This is a genomic window from Thermostichus sp. OS-CIW-20 (assembly GCF_054061455.1).
In genome coordinates, this window is record NZ_JBSSEF010000025.1 from 1 (window position 1) to 17,933 (window position 17,933).

18 protein-coding genes are annotated in these 17,933 nt (G+C 63.3%); 10 read left to right on the forward strand and 8 right to left on the reverse strand.

Features of this window, described 5'->3' with window-relative positions:
- Positions 1–203: 203 nt before the first annotated feature.
- The gene (locus tag ACVWXC_RS09370) at positions 204–974 is read left to right on the forward strand and encodes a sensor histidine kinase (RefSeq protein ID WP_457392333.1); all 771 of its coding nucleotides are present in this window, start codon (positions 204–206) and stop codon (positions 972–974) included.
- A gap of 25 nt (positions 975–999) precedes the next feature.
- On the opposite strand, the gene psb27 is transcribed toward ACVWXC_RS09370, so the two are convergent.
- Complete coding sequence (gene psb27 / locus ACVWXC_RS09375; RefSeq protein WP_011431570.1) at positions 1,000–1,401, reverse strand: photosystem II protein Psb27; 402 nt, start codon at positions 1,399–1,401, stop codon at positions 1,000–1,002.
- A gap of 72 nt (positions 1,402–1,473) precedes the next feature.
- Here psb27 and ACVWXC_RS09380 point away from each other — a divergent pair, with 72 nt between their 5' ends.
- Together ACVWXC_RS09380 and ACVWXC_RS09385 are read left to right on the forward strand one after the other, a co-directional pair.
- Positions 1,474–2,214 (forward strand): NnrU family protein, encoded by a 741-nt coding sequence (locus tag ACVWXC_RS09380; RefSeq protein ID WP_049749798.1) that lies wholly within the window; start codon positions 1,474–1,476, stop codon positions 2,212–2,214.
- Between the two features lie 34 nt (positions 2,215–2,248).
- Entirely contained in the window at positions 2,249–2,641 is a 393-nt protein-coding gene (locus tag ACVWXC_RS09385) for a thioredoxin family protein (RefSeq protein ID WP_011431572.1), read from the forward strand.
- Here the strand turns inward: ACVWXC_RS09385 and ACVWXC_RS09390 are convergent.
- The 5 genes from ACVWXC_RS09390 to ACVWXC_RS09410 all read right to left on the reverse strand — a co-directional run bounded on the left by ACVWXC_RS09390 (position 2,578) and on the right by ACVWXC_RS09410 (position 8,472).
- Positions 2,578–4,158, reverse strand: coding sequence for a hydantoinase B/oxoprolinase family protein (locus ACVWXC_RS09390; protein ID WP_041439269.1), 1,581 nt, complete (start codon positions 4,156–4,158; stop codon positions 2,578–2,580). The genes ACVWXC_RS09385 and ACVWXC_RS09390 overlap by 64 nt on opposite strands.
- Positions 4,159–4,163: 5 nt before the next feature.
- On the reverse strand, positions 4,164–4,472 hold the full coding sequence (locus ACVWXC_RS09395; RefSeq protein WP_457392328.1) for a hypothetical protein: 309 nt from the start codon (positions 4,470–4,472) through the stop codon (positions 4,164–4,166).
- Positions 4,473–4,503: 31 nt separating this feature from the next.
- Complete coding sequence (locus tag ACVWXC_RS09400; RefSeq protein ID WP_457392325.1) at positions 4,504–5,025, reverse strand: PDZ domain-containing protein; 522 nt, start codon at positions 5,023–5,025, stop codon at positions 4,504–4,506.
- Between the two features lie 255 nt (positions 5,026–5,280).
- Complete coding sequence (pip, locus tag ACVWXC_RS09405; protein ID WP_011431576.1) at positions 5,281–6,231, reverse strand: prolyl aminopeptidase; 951 nt, start codon at positions 6,229–6,231, stop codon at positions 5,281–5,283.
- Between the two features lie 33 nt (positions 6,232–6,264).
- Positions 6,265–8,472, reverse strand: a complete 2,208-nt coding sequence (locus ACVWXC_RS09410; protein WP_099812693.1) for a glycoside hydrolase — start codon at positions 8,470–8,472, stop codon at positions 6,265–6,267.
- Positions 8,473–8,647: 175 nt separating this feature from the next.
- Between ACVWXC_RS09410 and ACVWXC_RS09415 the strand changes: the two genes are divergently transcribed.
- The 3 genes from ACVWXC_RS09415 to ACVWXC_RS09425 all read left to right on the forward strand — a co-directional run bounded on the left by ACVWXC_RS09415 (position 8,648) and on the right by ACVWXC_RS09425 (position 11,814).
- Positions 8,648–9,190 (forward strand): HNH endonuclease, encoded by a 543-nt coding sequence (locus tag ACVWXC_RS09415; protein ID WP_011431578.1) that lies wholly within the window; start codon positions 8,648–8,650, stop codon positions 9,188–9,190.
- Positions 9,191–9,237: 47 nt separating this feature from the next.
- Positions 9,238–9,801 (forward strand): phycobiliprotein lyase, encoded by a 564-nt coding sequence (locus tag ACVWXC_RS09420; RefSeq protein ID WP_011431579.1) that lies wholly within the window; start codon positions 9,238–9,240, stop codon positions 9,799–9,801.
- Between the two features lie 123 nt (positions 9,802–9,924).
- Complete coding sequence (locus ACVWXC_RS09425; RefSeq protein WP_099834738.1) at positions 9,925–11,814, forward strand: AAA family ATPase; 1,890 nt, start codon at positions 9,925–9,927, stop codon at positions 11,812–11,814.
- Here ACVWXC_RS09425 and glcD read toward each other — a convergent pair.
- Positions 11,811–13,301 (reverse strand): glycolate oxidase subunit GlcD, encoded by a 1,491-nt coding sequence (gene glcD / locus ACVWXC_RS09430; RefSeq protein WP_240527783.1) that lies wholly within the window; start codon positions 13,299–13,301, stop codon positions 11,811–11,813. The two genes, ACVWXC_RS09425 and glcD, sit on opposite strands and share 4 nt — an antisense overlap.
- 69 nt (positions 13,302–13,370) lie before the next feature.
- Here glcD and ACVWXC_RS09435 point away from each other — a divergent pair, with 69 nt between their 5' ends.
- From ACVWXC_RS09435 to ACVWXC_RS09450, 4 genes are all read left to right on the forward strand, one after another.
- Positions 13,371–14,597: a class I SAM-dependent methyltransferase gene (locus tag ACVWXC_RS09435; RefSeq protein WP_049749799.1), complete on the forward strand. Its 1,227-nt coding sequence runs from the start codon at positions 13,371–13,373 to the stop codon at positions 14,595–14,597.
- A 122-nt stretch (positions 14,598–14,719) separates the two neighbouring features.
- On the forward strand, positions 14,720–14,920 hold the full coding sequence (rpmI, locus tag ACVWXC_RS09440) for a 50S ribosomal protein L35 (RefSeq protein ID WP_011431583.1): 201 nt from the start codon (positions 14,720–14,722) through the stop codon (positions 14,918–14,920).
- 122 nt (positions 14,921–15,042) lie between these two features.
- Positions 15,043–15,399 (forward strand): 50S ribosomal protein L20, encoded by a 357-nt coding sequence (rplT, locus tag ACVWXC_RS09445; RefSeq protein WP_011431584.1) that lies wholly within the window; start codon positions 15,043–15,045, stop codon positions 15,397–15,399.
- 49 nt (positions 15,400–15,448) lie between these two features.
- Positions 15,449–16,204: a transporter substrate-binding domain-containing protein gene (locus ACVWXC_RS09450; RefSeq protein ID WP_071813541.1), complete on the forward strand. Its 756-nt coding sequence runs from the start codon at positions 15,449–15,451 to the stop codon at positions 16,202–16,204.
- Here ACVWXC_RS09450 and purH read toward each other — a convergent pair.
- On the reverse strand, positions 16,201–17,814 hold the full coding sequence (purH, locus tag ACVWXC_RS09455; RefSeq protein ID WP_457392317.1) for a bifunctional phosphoribosylaminoimidazolecarboxamide formyltransferase/IMP cyclohydrolase: 1,614 nt from the start codon (positions 17,812–17,814) through the stop codon (positions 16,201–16,203). The two genes, ACVWXC_RS09450 and purH, sit on opposite strands and share 4 nt — an antisense overlap.
- Between the last annotated feature and the right edge of the window lie 119 nt (positions 17,815–17,933).

Here is a 17,933-nt window from a genome sequence, read left to right on the forward strand (position 1 = left end):
GTCAGCGTCGCGTAGTGACAACGGAAACGGACAGAATGCTATCGCTTCACCGCTGAGCAGTAATGCTCAGCAGTGTTCAGCGTAAATGTATCAGCGCGCCGTTGTCAAACTAGCTAAAACCCAAGGCTCTCCATCCGAACGCCCTGCTTCGAACATCAACGGGATCTCCTACCTTTTGTCCGAAGTACCTCTGGAGGAAACCCTTGCCCGCAGCAAAACCCGATCCTCCCTCCCAGCAGGCCGCTGCTGCCGTCAGGCAAGAGGCGGTGGATTGGCAGTTTGCGTTTGAGCGCTCGGAGGTGATGCGCGCCTTTCAGCAGGAGCTGCTCGTCAGCATTGGCCACGAGCTGCGCAACCCCCTCAGCAGCCAGATGGGATCCCTGCAGTTGGTGCTGTCCGATCTGTGCGATTCCCGCGAAGAAGAGCGGGAGTACCTTCAAAGTGCCAAAGAAGCGGTGGAGCGCCTGATCCAGTTGCTCGAGGAGTACAGCCGCCTGGCCCGCCACGACCTGCCCATTCAACCCTTGCAACCGAAGCCGACCCGACTCCGTCCCCTCCTTCAGGATGTGTACAGCCTAACTCGCCTACAGGCCCAGGATCAGGGCATTCGCTACGAATGGCCGATCCTACAACCGCCTTCTGCCTCTGAGCTGCCCGCCCTCCCGGACAGCCTTATGGTTTGGGCGGATCCCCACGGTTTGGTGCAGGCTCTGCTGGGGGTGTGTCGCTGGGGTATTCGCACCCTACGCTATGGTTCGATGGCTCTACACCTCTATCCCGTCGCAGCAGCGGAGGGGCGCCTGTGCCTGGAGTGGAATCTGGAAGGGCGGTGCCATGTGCCCATCCAAACAAAGGGTTGCGCTGCTTGGCGGGTGAGCGAACGGCTCCTGAGAGAAATGGGGGGCGATCTGGAGCTTGGCGAAAGCAGCCTCCACCGGGTTGTCATCAAGGTAATCCTGCGCCTCGCCCAGTGATTTGGATCTGGGAGATCTGAAAAGCTTAACCTTCGCGGCGCAAGGCCAGCTCAGCGCGATCCAGTTGCATCAGCACCCGCTCCACCTTCTCTGGGTCAAGAGGCCGCTTGGAGGTGCGGTAGTGGGAGGCCACGGTGTTGAACACGGTGCGCAGAGTCGTAAAGGATTGCAGCTTGTCGTAGCGATGGCCATGGTAGCGCCCTGCAAATTCTTGAATGGCCTCCATCGCTTCCACCTGCGCCTCCTCTGGATTCATCACGGGATCCGCTTCCGAGAGAACGGTGCGCAGGGTTTGGATCAGGGTCATGCTGTCTTCGTAGTACTTGCCGGTGAGGCGGGCCGCCTGAGCGCTTGCGGTCGCCCAGCCCAGCATCAGGGTGACCGAGAGGAGCAGGCCGAGAAAACGTAGAAAAAAAGGTTTCAGCATCGGAAGGTTGCCCAATGTAACTTATCTTTAAGCATAAGTCACAGCGACACCGGAAGAGGAGCCATCGAAAAGATGCTGTCCACTTTCTTCAACCACTTGCTGCCGGAGCTCGCCCGGTACAGATCCCACGCGATCATGTTGGGCATGATCTTGGGGTTTGCCTGTGCTCACAGTGGGCTGGCCCACTTGCGCCCCTGGGGGGAAGCTTGGCTGGGATCCCGTCTGTACCGCCTTCTTTTTGCGCTGGTCAGCCTCAGCTTGGCTCCGCTGTTGCTGATCTACTTTTTGAACCATCGCTACGACGGGGTGATCCTCTGGGATCTCCATGCTGTCCCCGGCATTCACACCACCGTTGTTCTTTTGTCGGCGCTCTCGTTTTTCTTTTTGTATCCGGCTACCTTCAACTTACTGGAGATTGCTGCCATTCACAAGCCGGAGATTCACCTGTTTGAGACCGGGATCATCCGCATCACCCGCCACCCCCAAATGGTGGGCCAGGTGATCTGGTGTGTGGCCCATTCCCTTTGGATTGGCTCCAGTTTTATGCTGGTCACTTCCCTGGGGCTGGTGGCCTACCACCTGTTCGCCGTCTGGCACGGGGATCACCGTCTGGAGCGGAAATACGGCCAGGCCTTCCGCGATCTCAAGGCCCGTACTTCTGTGATCCCCGGCTTGGCCATTCTGCAGCGGCGACAACACCTGCAACCGCGAGAGTTTCTGCGCTGGGCCTATCTGGGGGTGTTCAGCTTTGTTGTGATTCTTTATGCCTTTCATCCGCAAATGGTTTCTGCAGCCAGCGGGGTTGCCTGGTAGCATGATCCCAAACAACTTCTTTAGTCTGGGAGTGATGAACTTGCAAGTTGCTTTAGATGCTTTTAATCAAGAACTTTTGACAAGTGACGGGTTGGTGTTGGTGGATTTTGGTGCCCCTTGGTGTGGCCTGTGTCGCTTCATTCAGCCGATTACCGACCGTCTCGCAGCAGAGTGGGGCGGCGCGGTCAAGGTGCTGCGGGTGAATGTGGACGACAATTTTTGGCTGCCGCGCCGCTATCGGGTGCGCTCGCTGCCGACCTTAATTTTGTTTGAGAAGGGTCAAGAAGTGCAAAGGCTGGAGCACTTCGCCAGCCGCGATGATGTGCTCCGCCGCTGCGAGCAGTTGTTTCTCGCTCGCCTGCGCTATGTGGGTTCGGGTGCCTGCTCCTCCTCGCTGGACCCCCAAGCCCCGCCGCCAGGGGTGTAGAGGGTGAGCACATCGCCGGCTTTCAGGGGGCGGCTGATCTTGCTGGGCAAGGGATCCCCGTTGACGAGGTTGATCCCCAGCTGGCCAGGTTCGCCGCCTTCTTCCCCTTGCGGGGCATGGTGGCGCCGGTCGGTGAGCAGGGAGAGGGTGCAATCTTGCAAGGTCTGGATGGAGCGGATCAGCCCCCACCCGCCCCGCTGGCGGCCATGGCCGCCGGAATCTGGGCGCAACTCGTAGCGCAGCACCCGCAGGGGATACTCCAGCTCCAGGGCTTCGATGGGGGTGTTGAGGGTATTGCTCATGCCCACGTGCACCCCATCCAGGCCTGGTCGCTGCTGGCTGGCCCCCTGGCCGCCCCCCAGGGTTTCGTAGTAGGTGAAGTGGCGGTTGCCCAGCACGCAGTTGTTCATGGTGCCCTGCCCCTGGGCGATGGCACGGGATCCGGCCACCGGGGCCAGGGCTTTGAACACCACATCGGCAATGCGCTGCGAGGTTTCCACGTTGCCGGCCACCACCGCCGCCGGAAATTGGGCATTGACCAGGCAGCCGGGCGGGGCCACAATCTCGATGGGATCCTCCAGGCCGACATTGCTGGGGGCAGTGGGATCCAACAGGCAGCGCAGGGCAAAGAGCACCGCCGAGCGGGTCACGGCCAGAGGCGCGTTCAGGTTCCCCGCGGTGGCCGGGGCTGTGCCGGCGAAGTCCACCCGCAGCCTCTCCCCCTTGACCTCTACCTGCACCCGGATCTCAATGGGCTCAGGCGGATCCCCGTAGCCCTCCAGGTAGTCGCAGGCGGTGTAGATCCCATCGGGCAGAGCGCGGATCTGGGCCTGCATCCGCCGTCGGCTGTAGGCGATCACCCCGGCAATCAACTGCCAGGCCTCCTCTTCCCCGAACCGGGCCAGCAGCTCGCCAAACCGGCTCACCCCCACCGCGCTGGCCCCCACCTGGGCCTGCAAATCTCCCCGCCGCTGCTCAGGGTTGCGCACATTGGCCAGGATCAGGCGCAGCAGATCCTCCTGCCAGCGCAGCTCCCCTGTCGAGGTCATCTGGGCCAGCCGTAGCGGCGGGATCACCAGCCCCTCCTGCCAGATTTCCGTAGAGTCGGCGGGCATGGAGCCGGGGCGCATCCCCCCAATATCGGCATGGTGGGCGCGGTTCACCGCATAGGCACAGACCTGTTCTGGATCCCGCAGGCCGGGGATGGCCGTAACCACCGTGATATCCGGCAGATGGGATCCCCCCTGGTAGGGATCGTTGAGGACGAACACATCGCCGGGCCGCGGGCCGGCTGCCACCACCGCCCGCACCGCCTCCGAGAGAGCTCCCAGGTGAACTGGAATGTGGGCCGCCTGGGCAATACAGGCCCCTTGGGCGTCGAACAGGGCTGTCGAGCAATCCCGCCGTTCCTTGATGTTGGCCGAGTAAGAACCGCGGATGAGGCGCGCCCCCATCTCCTCGGCGATCCCCGCCAGCGCATTGGCCATCACCTGCAGCCGGATGGGATGGGTATCCATGCCCCTCACAGCCTGCGCCCCAGCCAAACAGCCACCCTGCGGATCCCTTGCCAAAACTGCAGACGGCGCTGCCAGCGGTCGAGGGTATGGCGATTCTCCCGCAGCCGATCCCGCAGGCGCAGCAACTCAGCTGGCGTGGGAGCCAAAGCCCGCTCAGCGGCTTCCCGCCAATCAGCCATAGCCCGCTCCGTAACCCAGAGCGCCGACCGCAGGTTCAAGAGGACAGGAATCAGGGCAAGCATGGCTAAAAACAGCAGCCCATTGAGGCCGCAAACCGCCCAAACTGCCCACTCTGTCCCTAGTGCAGCAGTCACAGAGAGCTCAGCAAGGGATCCCTGGCAACACTCACTGCTGCTGCAGCATCAAGGGGCGCAACACACGGCCATCGCCGACCACAACCACCGTCGATAGCACTTGTCCGCTGCGCCGGAAGGTAATGGGTACCCGCTGGCCCACGGGGGTGTTTTGGATAATTTGCTGCACATGTTGCACCGAGGTGACCCGCTGCCCGTCCACCCCAATCAAAATATCCCCCTGGGCCAGACCCGCTCGTTGAGCCGGGCCATCCTGGAGCAGGCCAACCACCTGCACCCCTTGAACTCGAGGCGCAGGGCCGAACAGGCGACGGCTGATAGCGCCTTGAGCCGGCTGTCCATCCACCGCTTCGATGGCAACCCCGATGAAACCGTTGCCTACGACAGCAGGCGACACCTGAGCCCCGAAACTGTCAACCTGAACCGTGGGGCTGTAGAAGTTGTAAGCTTCACCCCCAACCAAGTCACAGGGGTAGGCCACAACAGCATCTGCCAGCAGGAGGGAGGCGGGCAGGGCGAGGGCAAGCTTGAACAGAGTGTTCGGTTTCTGCATAGTTCGAGCCTGGAAACGGCGAAGAATAACAAGTTGAGATCCGCAAAAGCATCGGGATGGATCGACCAGCCCGAGAGAGACAGCGGAAGCCATCAACCGGGCAGCTTGCACCGCCCTTCCCTCAGTGATAAACCCAAAATCGCCAACTGTCGATAGGCTTGGCCGTGCTTTGGGGCTAGATCCCAAGGTTTTGCCGGCATTTCTGTAGCAATTCTTCAAGCTCTTGGGATCCTCAACCCGGCCTATCTCAGCGGCTCACAGACCAACGCAGCGATCGGTGGCCTGCAGCAGGGCGGTGCGGATCCCGGGCTCGGTGATGGAATGGCCGGCATCGGGAATGAGATGAAACTCCGCCTCTGGCCAGGCCTGGTGCAGTTCCCAGGCGGAAATGGGGGGGCAGACCACATCGTAGCGCCCCTGGACAATGACAGCCGGCAGATGGCGCAGGCGCTCCACCCCCCTGAGGAGCTGATCTTCAGGATCCAGAAAGCCGCCGTGGACGAAGTAATGGCACTCGATGCGGGCAAAGGCCTCGGCAAACTCTTCCCGGCCAAAGCGCTCGATGAGCTCAGGGCTGGGGATCAACTTGCTGGTGCTGGCCTCCCAGATGGCCCAGGCGCGGGCCGCCCTCAGGCGCACCTGGGGATCGGGGTCGTTGAGGCGGCGGTGGTAGGCTGCCAGCAGGTCATCCCGCTCGTTGGGGGGGATGGGATCCAGGTAATGTTCCCAAGCATCGGGGAACAGGTAGCTGGCCCCCGACTGGTAGAACCAGCGGATCTCAAACGAGCGCAGCAGAAAAATGCCCCGCAAGATAAACCCCAGGCAGGATTGGGGGTGGGTTTGCCCATAGGCCAAGGCGAGGGCGCTGCCCCAACTGCCCCCGAACACCCACCAGCGCTCAATGCCCAGGTGCCGGCGCAGCTTTTCGATATCGGCCACCAGATCCCAGGTGGTGTTCTCCCGCAGCTCGGCGTAGGGGCGGCTCTTGCCGCAGCCGCGTTGATCGAACAGCACCACCCGCCAGCGGCTGGGCTCGAAGTACTGCCGGTAAAGGGGATCGATGCCGCCGCCGGGCCCTCCGTGCAAAAACACCACCGGCTTCCCGTCTGGGTTGCCGCACTGCTCGTAGTAGAGGGTGTGCAGGGAAGAGACGGGGAGAAAGCCGTGATCGTAAGGCTCGATGGGCGGGTAGAGGTCGCGCTGCATAACCAGAGATTCTAAGGATCAACGGCCAGCCGCTCAAGGCCTGCGCAGGGCGATGGTGGCCTTGGGCGGGATCCCTTCCTGGAAGGTCTCGCCATCGGCGGCCACGATGACGAACTGCAGCTCTTGTCCCGGCTGGGCGCCCAGATTGCTCCAAGGAATAGCCACCTCCAAACAGGCATCCACCACCGCTTTCACTTGGTGGCTGATGGCGTGCCAGGTGTGGTACTCCCCTGCCTGCAAGAGCTGAGCCTCGACAGGGGCGGGATGCTGGCCGGTGCCGGGGGGCGGCAGCGATAGCTTCAACAGGTGGCGGTAGTGGTAGTTGAGGGGGGCTTCTGCCGGCAACCCTTGGAGGGGAATGGGGCTGTTGACGGTGACGCAGTTGGGGTAAAACCACAGCACCTGCAGTTGCTTGGGCCGCTGCACCACCGAGTTAAAATCCAGCCGCAGGTAGAGGTTGAAGTGATCGAACCCGTACCAGAGGCGGCGGACGACGCTGTTGCGGTGCATGGTGCCGCGGGCGGCGCCGATCTCCACCCGCCCGGCTTGGCTCCACTCCCGTTCGGCGGGGCGGCCGTTGATGGCCGGGTGGATAAATCCTTGCGGCAGGCGATCCCCCAGCCCATCGTGATCCTCGAGAGGGAACTGCAGCACTGCCGGCACGGCCTCTCCCAAAGCGGTGTAGAGGGCCTGCAGATGTTCCCGAAACAACTGGTCGAAAACGGCATCGTGGGCCGAGGAATGGCCCGCCCCAAACCACCAGAACCAGTCGGATCCCTCGGCGGCCCAGAGGGCTTCCCAGGCTTCGGGATTGGCGTGAGGGTGATCCTGAATGACCTGGCGGGCTTGGGCCAGGAGCTCCCAGGCGCGGTTTTTGACGGGATCCCCGATCCAAGTGGTAAAGTCAGCTTCAATCCAGGAGCCGCTGTGCAGTTGTTCGGCTGGCAGAAACTCCGTAGGGGGAAACTGGTCCAAAAACTCCGAAACCGTCACCAAGCGCAGCGCCGGGTGCTGGCTGAGGCGGGCATAGAGGTTCTCCAGGAAGGGCCGGCCATCTTGGGGGTAGTACTCCCAGCAATTTTCCCCATCTAGGGCGATGGTGACCAGCCAGGGCTGTTCCTGGGGCAGGCGGTTGCGGATGCTCTCCAGGTGGCCGATGAGATCCTTGGCGGCAGCATCGGCGGGCATGGCGCTGTAGCTGAAGCCGATCAAATCGGAGAGGCGGTGATCCCGAAAGACAATGGCCAGATCCCCTGCCTCGCTCTCCAGACGGTAGGGCCGATAGAGCTTTTCCGGCTCGAGGATATGGCCCTGCCCGTCGCGATGAAAGGGTTGGCCCAGGCTCCAGCCCAGCACGCCCTCGTCGGAGATGATCCACTCAAAACCCTGCTTTTGCACGATGGGGACAATGGCCGGGCTCACGGATTGCTCCGAAGGCCACAGACCCCGCGGCTCGCGGCCAAAGCGCTCCCGGTAGATCTGCTTGGCCCGCTCCAGTTGGCTGTGGACATCCTGCTCCCAGTGGAAGGGGTAGCGGGGCAGGGGCAAGCCGGGCCGAGCCACCCGCGCCGAGCGCTCGCTCACCAGCAGGGGCAAGATGGGATGGGTGTAGGGGCTGGTGGTCAGCTCCAGTTGGCCGCTCTCTTGCAGCTTGGCGTGCTGGGGCAAGATGGCGGCCAGGATCTGCTGCTGCTTGGCATAGATCCGCTGCCGATCCGCCAGGGTAAAGCCGGATCCCATCTTGATCCAGCCCTCGATCTCGGGATCCTCGTGGAAGAGGGGATCGAACCAGGAGAGGTTGTGCCAGGCCAGCAGGTCGCTGAAGTCTTGCGGTGTCCAGTACTGTAGGCACCAGTTGATCCCCTGCGATTCCCGCTGTTCGTAGAGCTGGCGGTAGCGGGGATAGGGCTCAATCATGGTGGGGTAATGGCTGTCGAAGAAACGCTCGACAATGAAGCGCCGCTGCTCCGGGGTCAGCTTTTCGACAGGAGATAAAGTCAGCTCCAAATAGGGATCGAAGGCGGAGCCGGCCACGTAGTCTTCGATTTGCACAATCAGAGAGGGCACCAGGTTGACCGTTTGGTGCAGGCGAGGATAGCGCTCCAGCAGCAGAACCAAGTCGAGGTAGTCTTTGATCCCGTGTAGGCGCACCCAAGGCATGCGATATTTACCCGCTATCGGACTTTTGTAGAGGGGCTGGTGTTGGTGCCAAACCAAGGCGATATGCAGCGGGTAGGTCATGGGAGGCACGGGATCCGACCATCACCCGGATACTAGCCCATCTGTCCGGCTCCCGATCGTCAGAAACTCTGGAATGTTGAACGGTGGGGATCCGCCTGGATGGTGCCCACTGCGGGAAAACCTTGTCATTCGCCGGATTTCTCAGGACAATGGCGGCAAATGGAAGAGCTAAGTCATGACTGCTGCTACCCACGTCCTGGAACAGTCGATCGTTGTCTTCTCCCAAAACTACTTGCCCATTAGCCGGGTCAACATTAGGCGGGCGATTGTGCTGCTGCTGACGGGCAAGGCAGAGCCGCTGGCGATGATGAATGTGCCGGTATGGAAAGTGCGCTCCCCCAGCCAGGTGATCGAGGTGCCCGAGCACATCCGCCTGACCATCAAGGGCAAAGAGCGGGCCTGGCGAGTGCCCCCTGTTAACCGGCGGGAGGTTCTGCGGCGGGATCACCACACCTGTCAGTACTGTGGCAGCACCCACAACCTAACCCTGGATCATGTCGTGCCTCTTTCTCGCGGGGGATCCCACACTTGGGACAATGTGGTGACTGCCTGCGAGCGCTGCAACCAGCGCAAGGGCAACCGCACGCCCGAAGAGGCGGGCATGGTTCTGCGCAGCAAACCCCGCGCCCCCCTCCACCCGACGGTGGCTTTTGCCGAGCAGTTTTGGCGCGAACAGCAGAGCCGGCAAGAGCCAATCTACGGCTACAGCGCAAGTTAGAATCGGCAAATTTCGGTTGTTATCGAGGAGGATCCGCGTCGGCCATGATGACCGTAATGGAGTTTTTTGCCCTCAGCGCTGGCGAGTGGATGTGTCAGCGTACCAGCCATCACTTGGCCTTTCGCCGCTCTGAGGGGGGGAGATCGCGGATGCAAATTGCTACCCTTTCGCCCGCCGATCCGGCAGTTATCCAGGTTTGTGAGCTGTTCAAGGTGGATCCACGGCGGGCCGTGGGGGCGGCGCGAGTGCAGTGGAATGGGGAGCAGGAGTGGGACAACGAAGAGTACAAAGGCGATGTGGTGCTGGTTCCCATTCCCGATCCCGACAACCCCATGCGGGGGCAACTGTTGCGGGATCAGGGCTATGCCGAGAAAGTGCCGGTGGCCGGCACCTACGTCATGGGATCGGACGGCGCCCTCACCCTCTACACCGAGTACGAGATGACCGAGTCGGAGGAGCGCATCTGGTTTGCCAGCCCCAACCTGCGCCTGCGGGCCAGCACCGTCAAGCGCTTCGGCGGCTTCAGCATGGCCTCTTTCTGCTCCGAGGTGCGCAAGCTCTCCGCCAGCCCTTCCCCCATCTCGGCTGTGGCTGAATCCCGCTCTCTCTAGGCTGTGGGCTGACCAGAAAGCTTGCCGGCGCCGGATCCCTGGCTTACTGGGGAGAGCCTCAGCCGGCAAGGGATGGGCTAAAACCTCTGTTGGTGGGTCATTTGTAGACGGAAAACCCGGGCTGTGGCGGATCTAAGCGACTTTATCCAGGGTATTGAGCAGCTCATCGAGCTAGCCCAGAAGCTGGACGAGAAAAAAAACACGGGGGGGCTGCGAACCGAAGTGCGCATCCAGGCCCGATCCCTGGGCAGCTCCATCCCCCCTTCTGGTTCTATCCCCCGCCGCCGCAGTGCCCAGACGGGGGATCCCTCCTGGAGCAGCGAGCCTCAGGTGATGTCCACGTCAGGCTGGCGCGAGCCGCCCAAGGCTGACCCTACGCCTGAGGCCACTGTCGCCGACCCCCCCGGCAGCCCAGACACCTGGCCGGGACCGCGCCTCAAGGATGTGGGGGGGTTGAAGGAACAACTGCAAGCTTTGCGGGAGCTGGTGGAGATCCCCCTCAAGCGGCCCGATCTGCTGGCCAAGTTGGGTTTGGAGCCGCCCCGTGGCGTGCTGTTGGTTGGCCCCCCTGGCACTGGCAAGACCCTGACGGCCCGCGCTTTGGCCGAGAGCCTGGGGGTGAACTACATTGCCCTCGTCGGCCCGGAGCTGATCGGCAAGTACTATGGGGAGGCGGAGGCGCGCCTGCGGCAGGTATTTGAAAAGGCGGCCAAGTCGGCCCCCTGTCTGGTGTTCATCGACGAAATCGACGCCCTTGTGCCCAACCGCGCCGCCGTCGAGGGAGAGGTGGAAAAGCGCCTGGTGGCTCAAATGCTGGGGCTGATGGACGGCTTTGTGGCCCAAAAAGGTGTTGTGGTGCTGGCGGCCACCAACCGGCCCGAGGCCCTGGATCCGGCGCTGCGGCGACCGGGCCGCTTCGACCGCGAGGTCATTTTCAAGGTGCCGGATCGGGAGGGGCGGCGGGAGATCTTGGCCATCCACACCCGCGGCATGCCGCTGGCAGAAGATGTGGACTTGGACAGCCTGGCGGATCAGACGCTGGGCTTTGTGGGGGCAGATCTGCGCGGCCTGTGCCAGGCGGCAGCCTATGCGGCCTTGCGGCGGCAGGTGCCGGATCTGGGATCCCCCATCCCCGACTCCTTGACAGTTTCGGCGGCGGACTTTCAGCAGGCCCTGCAACAGGTGAAGCCGGCGGTGTTGCGCTCAGTGGAAATCGAGTCGCCCCAGGTGAGCTGGGATCAGATCGGCGGCCTGGAGCAGGCCAAGCAGGTTCTGCAGGAGGCCATCGAGGGATCCCTGCTGCACCCGGAGCTGTACGAGCAGGCCCAGGCGCAAGCGCCCAAAGGGATCCTCCTCAGCGGCCCTCCCGGCACCGGCAAGACCCTGCTGGCCAAGGCGATTGCCTCCCAGGCCAAGGCCAACTTCATCGCCGTCTCCGGCCCAGAGCTCTTGAGCAAATGGGTGGGATCCTCCGAGCAGGCGGTGCGAGAGCTCTTTGCCCGCGCCCGCCAGTGCGCCCCTTGTGTCATCTTCATCGACGAGATCGACACCCTCGCCCCGGCGCGGGGCAGCTACTCCGGCGATAGCGGCGTCAGCGACCGCGTTCTGGGGCAACTGCTGGCCGAACTGGACGGGATCCGCCCCAGCCAGGGGGTGTTGGTGGTGGCCGCCACCAACCGCAAAGCCAGCTTGGATCCCGCCCTCACCCGCGCCGGCCGGCTGGAGCTGCACCTGAGTGTGGAGCTGCCGGATCGGGCCGGGCGGCGGGAGATCTTGGCCGTGCACAACCGCAAGCGCCCCCTGGGGCCGGATGTGGATCTGGAAGGATGGGCTGAGCGCACGGAAGGCTGGAGCGGCGCCGATCTGGCTCTCTTGAGCAACCGGGCGGCAATTGCCGCCATTCGCCGCCACCGGGCCACTGCCGAGTCGGTGGATCCCAAGACCCTGGTCATCCGCCAGGAGGACTTTGCCCAGGCCTTTGCCGAGCTGCAGCAGCAGCGCCAGGCCACCTAGAAGACCGGGATCCCTTGCCATTCCGGCTGCCGGTGGGCGTGGGCCGCCTCGCCGCAGGTGCGGGGGGTGGGAAAGATCTTGTCGGGATTGGCGATGTGCTGCGGGTCGAGCACCTGCCGCACCCACTGCATGCTCTCCAAATCCGTGGGCGTAAACATCTCCGACATGTAGCAGCGCTTGTCGGCCCCGATGCCATGCTCGCCAGAGATGCTGCCTCCCAGGCGCACGCAGAGCTTGAGGATCTCACCCCCCAGCTTCTCCACCTGCTCCAGGGATCCCGGCACCGACTCGTCGTAGAGAATCAGCGGATGGAGGTTGCCGTCGCCGGCGTGGAACACATTGGCCACCGGGTAGCCGTACTGGCGGCTGAGGCGCTCGATTTCTTTGAGGACATAGGCTAGCTGGCTGCGGGGGATCACCCCATCCTGGACGTAGTAGTTGGGGCTGAGCTTGCCCATGGCGGCAAAGGCCGCCTTGCGCCCCTTCCACAGCCGCGCCCGCTCTTCTGCATCGACGGCCACCTGCACCTGGCGGGCCCCGTTTTTCAAGCAGAGCGCCCTCACCTGTTGGCCGACTTCCTCCACCTCCAGCTCCAGCCCGTCCACCTCCACCAGCAAGATGGCTGCCGCATCCCGCGGGTAGCAGCCCAACTGCACCACATCCTCCACAGCATTGATGCTGAAGTTGTCCATGATCTCCAGGCCGGCGGGGATGATCCCGGCGGCGATGATGTCGGAAACGGTGGCTCCTGCCGCCTCGACGCTGTCAAAATCCGCCAGCAAGACCTGCACCTGGGCCGGCGCCTTGAGCAAGCGCAGGGTAATCTCGGTAGCAATGCCCAGAGTGCCCTCGGAGCCGACGAACAGGCCCACCCAGTCGTAGCCGGGCATCTCCGGGATCTTGCCCCCCCAGCGCACCACTTCCCCATCCGGCAGCACCACCGTCAGGCCGAGGATGTGGTTGGCCGTCACCCCGTACTTGAGACAGTGGACGCCGCCGGAGTTTTCCGCCACATTGCCGCCGATGGAGCAAACCGACTGGCTGGAGGGATCCGGCGCATAAAAATAGCCCTGGGCGGCCACCGCTTGGGTAATCCAGGCGTTGATTACTCCCGGCTGCACCACCATGCAGCGGTTGTCTAGGTCAATCTCCAGGATCTGTTTCATCAGGGTGGTGGCGATGACGACGCTATTTTCCAGCGGCAGCGCCCCTCCCGAAAGGCCGGTGCCGGATCCCCGCGCCACGAAGGGCACCTGGTAGCGGCTGCACAGCTTCACCACCTGCGCCACCTCCTCCGTGGTGCGCGGCAACACCACCAGAGCCGGCCTTTGCCGGTAGCTGGTCAGCCCGTCGCACTCGTAAACCAGCAGCTCCTCCGGCCTGCTGATCACCCGCCGGGGATCGAGAATTTTTTTGAGCTCAGCCCTCAGTTTGAGCCAATCGAAGGTGAGGCCAGCTTGCAACGGGTGAGAGGAGCGAACAGCCATAGGGGGCGGCAGAACATCTCGTGAGGGGGATATCGTCACTATAGTCTGGATAGTCTGGCCGGAGAGCCTATGCAGTCCCGCAACGCCGAACAGATCCTTGAGCAAGTGCGGCAGCTCTACGACCTCTACCCCTTCCCACCACAGCCCATCGGCACCGTTCCCCCGCCGGGGTGGAACTGGCGCTGGAGCTGGCCCCAGGCCTATGCCTTTTGCACCGGATCCCATCCGGGCCGGCGCAAGGTGCGCATCCTGGATGCCGGCTGCGGCTCTGGGGTAGGGACAGAATACATCGCCCACCAAAACCCGGAAGCGGAGATCTGGGCCTTTGACCTAAGCGGCCGCGCCCTGGAGATTGCCAAGGCCCGCTGCCGGGCTTCCCAGGCGCCGCCGGTGCAGTTTTGCCAGCTCAACGTTTACGACATCGACCAACTGCCGGGGCAGTTCGACTTCATCAACTGCGTGGGCATGCTCCACCACCTGCCGGATCCGCTGGCGGGGCTGCAGGCGCTGGCGAGCAAATTGGCCCCTGGCGGGATCCTGCATTTGTTTGTCTATGGCGAGCTGGGCCGCCACGAAATTCGCCTGATGCAAAAGGCCATCCGCCTACTGGTCGCCGGCTCCGAACACCAGCCCCTGGCTTCCGCAGAACACCTGCAACAAGGGCTACAGGTAGGCCGCCGCCTCTTCCGGATTTTGCCGGAGAGCAACCGCATCCAGCAGCAGGAACGCGCCCGCTGGGCCGTTGAGAACGTGGACGACGAATGCTTTGCCGACATGTACCTGCACCCGCAGGAAGTGGACTACAACATTGAGACCCTGTTTGAGCTGATCCGCGCCTCCGGGCTGCAGTTTTTGCGCTTTTCCAACCCGGAGTTCTGGCGGCTGGAACGGGTGTTGGGCCAGGATGAGGCCCTGCTGGCCCAGGCGGCTCAACTGCCAGAGCCGGAGCGCTACCGCCTGATCGAGCTGCTGGATCCGGTGGTGGCCCACTACGAGCTCTTCCTCGGCAAGCCTCCCCTCCCCCGCTGGGAATGGACCAGTCCGGAGGCGGTGGCCTCGGCTGTTGCCCACCTCAGCCCATGTCTAGGCCTGTGGCCGGGCCGGAGCATCTTCAACTACGCCTACGAGGCAATCTCCCTCAGCGAGGAAGCCTTCGCCTTCCTGCAGCAGGTGGACGGGATCCGCACCGTCCAAGCCCTTCAAGACAGCCTGGAGTCTCCCCTGGGCTGGCCGCAGTTGCAGCAGTTGCTGCGCTGGCAAGTGCTGCTCTTGGAGCCACGGGAGGGCTGTCTTTGAGTGCCTCTGAGCAAATGTGGGCAGCCAAGACCGGTGGCAGCATTTGCCTTCTTGGACTTTCCTGCTCTATGCTGGGAGGCTGTGACCTTTTCTCCAGCCCCACCCATTCTGGGGGTACTGCCATGCCCAAAATCAAAACTCGCAAGGCAGCCGCCAAGCGCTTTCGCCTCACCGGCAGCGGCAAGTTTATGCGCCGCCGGGCCGGGCACAACCACCTACTTGAGCACAAAACCAGCAACCGTAAGCGCAAGCTGGCGGGTGTAGCCCTGGTAAGCAAGCAGGATCTGGCCAATGTGCGCCTGATGCTGCCCAACACCCACTAGCTGGGTCCTGTTCGCGCTACGCGCCGCTTCCCCGACGCCTCGGCACGTTGGGGACGGGTTGAAGTCTCAAGGTTTGCCGGGGGCTCGCCAACTTCTATATCCGTCTGTATTGGGTTACTGCCATGAGAGTCAAACGCGGCAATGTTGCCCGCAAGCGTCGTAAGAAGATCCTCAAGCTAGCCAAAGGCTTTCGAGGAGCCGGCTCCAAGCTGTTCCGCACTGCCAACCAGCAGGTGATGAAGGCTCTGCGCAGCGCCTACCGGGATCGCCGGCGCAAGAAGCGGGATTTTCGCCGCCTGTGGATTGCCCGCATCAACGCGGCCACCCGCGCCCAGGGCCTGCGCTACAGCGAGTTCATCGACGGCCTCAAAAAAGGCAATATCCAACTGAACCGCAAAATGCTGGCCCGCTTGGCCTTCCTGGATCCAGAAGCCTTTACCCAAGTGGTGGAAGCAGCTCGCCAGGCCCGCGCCTCCTAAAGAGATGGGGTCTCGGTCTCCGTTGGCCGCAGCAATCCAGAGGTCTTGCATGGCAGCCGGCCTGGCCTTGGCTTGCTTGGGGAGGGGGATCCCTGCGGCTGCCCGCCCCTGGCCAGAGATTGTGCGTTCGGGTCAGGTGCGAATTGCGGTCAAAGACAACCTGAGGCCGTTGGGCTTTCGCGATCCCATGGGCAAGCTGCAGGGGTTTGAGATCGAGCTGGCCCGCGAGCTGGGATCCCGGCTCTTGGGATCCGCGGAGGCGGTGGAGCTGGTGCCGGTAGCCAACGTGAAGCGGCTGCAGGCAGTGGCCGCTGGGGAGGTAGATCTGGCTATTGCCCAGCTTGGCATTACGCCGGATCGGGCGCGACAAGTGGAGTTTACCTCGCCCTACTATCAGGATGGCCCCAGCTTGGTTGTGGCCCGTTCCCACAACTGGGAAAGGTGGTCGGATGTGGGCGGCGCGCGGATTGCCGTCCTGCGCGGATCGGCTGCTATTCCTTACCTCCAGCGCTACCTCCCAGGGGTTGAGTTGGTGGCGGTGGATTCCTACCGGGAAGGGGCGGAATTGCTCCTAAAGGGAGCGGTGCAGGCCTGGGCAGCGGATCGCTCGGTGCTGGCAGGGTGGCTGGCGGAGCACCCCCAGTTTCAGTTTTTGGGATCCCCGTTGGCGGCGGTGGGGCTGGGCATTGCCCTGCCCAAGGGGCTGGAGCATGCTGAATTGCGGCTGCGGGTGCGCCGCGAGCTGGAGAACCTGCGCGCTGAGGGCTGGCTGGCGGAGCGGGCCAGAGCCTGGGGTCTGCCCTAGTGCAAAAAGTGACGGATGCCAGTGCAGACCATGGCGATCCCAGCAGCATTGGCAGCAGCAATGGAATCGGCATCGCGGAGACTGCCTCCCGGCTGGATGATGGCGCGGATCCCAGCACGGGCTGCCGCCTCCACACTGTCGGCAAAGGGGAAAAAGCCGTCGCTGGCCAAAACCGCTCCTGCTGCCTGCGAGCCGGCCTGGCGAAGGGCAAGCTCGACGGCGCCTACCCGGTTCATCTGGCCTGCGCCAATGCCGAGGGTCTGCCCCTGCCGGGCAACGACGATGGCGTTGGATTTCACGTGTTTGCAGACCGTCCAGGCAAACTCCAGATCCGCCCACTCTTCCGGTGTCGGCTGGCGCTCGCTCACCACCCGCCAGGACGGGCGGCGGTCGGATCCCTGGGCCAAGTCAGCCTCCTGCACCAGGAAGCCCCCAGCCAGGGTGCGAATGGTTTGGGCCGGCCCAACCGCAAAGTCCGGCAGAACCAAAAGCCGCAAGTTCTTTTTGGCTGCCAGTTGCTCAGCCGCCTCGGGGGTGCAGTCCGGGACAACCACGCATTCCAAAAAGGGCTCCGCCAGCCGCCGGGCAGCCTCCCCATCCAAGGTTTGGTTGAGGGCGACAATGCCCCCGAAGGCGGAAACGGGATCGGCGGCCAAAGCCGCCTCAAAAGCGGCAGCCAGAGTTGGGCGAACGGCTACCCCACAGGGGTTGTTGTGCTTGACAATCACCGCCACCGCTGGCCTAGGGCCGTTGGCCAGCCCTAGGCTCAGTTCTGCCGCCAGGGCGCGGGCCGCCTCTAGATCCAGCAGGTTGTTGTAGCTGAGCTCCTTCCCCTGCAACTGTTTGGCCCGATGCCAGCCGGGAGCAGCCGCATCCACCACATACCAGGTGGCGGCTTGGTGGGGATTTTCCCCGTAGCGCAGGCGTTGCCAAGGGATCCCTTGCAGTTGAAAAACCTGCTCGGCAGCGGTTGCAGGAGCTGGAGCTTGAGAGGGGCGGGACAGCTCTGAGCGAGTTAGGTAGTCGACAATGGCGCGGTCGTAGGCCAGTACCTGCTCGAAGGCGCGGCGGGCACACTGGAAGCGAAAGGCCAGCCGCTCCGCCTCGCTGGAGGGGCTAGAGAGCAATTGCAAATACTGAGGGTACTGGCTGGGATCGGTGAGCACGGTAACGTGGGGATAATTCTTGGCTGCCGCCCGCGCCAGCGTCGGCCCGCCGATGTCGATCTGTTCAAAAGCCTCCTCCAGCGACACCCCTGCCCGGGCCACCGTCTGCTCGAAAGGATAGAAATTGACCACCACCAACTGGATGGGCGGGATCCCCAGCGCCTCCAGATCCGCCCGGTCTTCGCGGCGCTCCAGGCGGGCCAGAATGCCCCCGTGAATGCGGGGGTGCAGCGTTTTTACCCGTCCCCCCAAGATCTCCGGCGCGCCGGTATGCTCCGAAACAGGGGTGACCGGGATCCCAGCTTCTGACAGCGCCTTGGCTGTGCCTCCGCTGCTGAGCAGCTGAAAGCCGTGCTCCTGCACGAGGGCCTGGGCCAGCGGGATCAGGCCGGTCTTATCGGAGACACTTAGGAGAGCCAAAGGTGGGAAGGGCTGAGCAGACATCGGTTGTTAGCGATCTCAAGAGAGCAGAGTTGCCTAGGAGATCCCAACAGGTGGAGATCCCACGCCCCAGCATAGCGCCCCTGCCGGGAGGGGGATAGGAGGTTGTTGCCACTACTGAG

Bases quoted from the DNA above. Each gene is read 5' to 3' on its own strand.
- ACVWXC_RS09385 (WP_011431572.1), top strand. From the start codon at position 2,249: ATGAACTTGCAAGTTGCTTTAGATGCTTTTAATCAAGAACTTTTGACA.
- ACVWXC_RS09415 (WP_011431578.1), top strand. From the start codon at position 8,648: ATGACTGCTGCTACCCACGTCCTGGAACAGTCGATCGTTGTCTTCTCC.
- purH (WP_457392317.1), bottom strand. From the start codon at position 17,814: ATGTCTGCTCAGCCCTTCCCACCTTTGGCTCTCCTAAGTGTCTCCGAT.
- ACVWXC_RS09435 (WP_049749799.1), top strand. From the start codon at position 13,371: ATGCAGTCCCGCAACGCCGAACAGATCCTTGAGCAAGTGCGGCAGCTC.
- ACVWXC_RS09400 (WP_457392325.1), bottom strand. From the start codon at position 5,025: ATGCAGAAACCGAACACTCTGTTCAAGCTTGCCCTCGCCCTGCCCGCC.
- ACVWXC_RS09450 (WP_071813541.1), top strand. From the start codon at position 15,449: ATGGCAGCCGGCCTGGCCTTGGCTTGCTTGGGGAGGGGGATCCCTGCG.
- rpmI (WP_011431583.1), top strand. From the start codon at position 14,720: ATGCCCAAAATCAAAACTCGCAAGGCAGCCGCCAAGCGCTTTCGCCTC.
- ACVWXC_RS09380 (WP_049749798.1), top strand. From the start codon at position 1,474: ATGCTGTCCACTTTCTTCAACCACTTGCTGCCGGAGCTCGCCCGGTAC.
- ACVWXC_RS09410 (WP_099812693.1), bottom strand. From the start codon at position 8,472: ATGACCTACCCGCTGCATATCGCCTTGGTTTGGCACCAACACCAGCCC.
- ACVWXC_RS09390 (WP_041439269.1), bottom strand. From the start codon at position 4,158: ATGGATACCCATCCCATCCGGCTGCAGGTGATGGCCAATGCGCTGGCG.
- ACVWXC_RS09420 (WP_011431579.1), top strand. From the start codon at position 9,238: ATGACCGTAATGGAGTTTTTTGCCCTCAGCGCTGGCGAGTGGATGTGT.
- rplT (WP_011431584.1), top strand. From the start codon at position 15,043: ATGAGAGTCAAACGCGGCAATGTTGCCCGCAAGCGTCGTAAGAAGATC.
- glcD (WP_240527783.1), bottom strand. From the start codon at position 13,301: ATGGCTGTTCGCTCCTCTCACCCGTTGCAAGCTGGCCTCACCTTCGAT.
- psb27 (WP_011431570.1), bottom strand. From the start codon at position 1,401: ATGCTGAAACCTTTTTTTCTACGTTTTCTCGGCCTGCTCCTCTCGGTC.
- pip (WP_011431576.1), bottom strand. From the start codon at position 6,231: ATGCAGCGCGACCTCTACCCGCCCATCGAGCCTTACGATCACGGCTTT.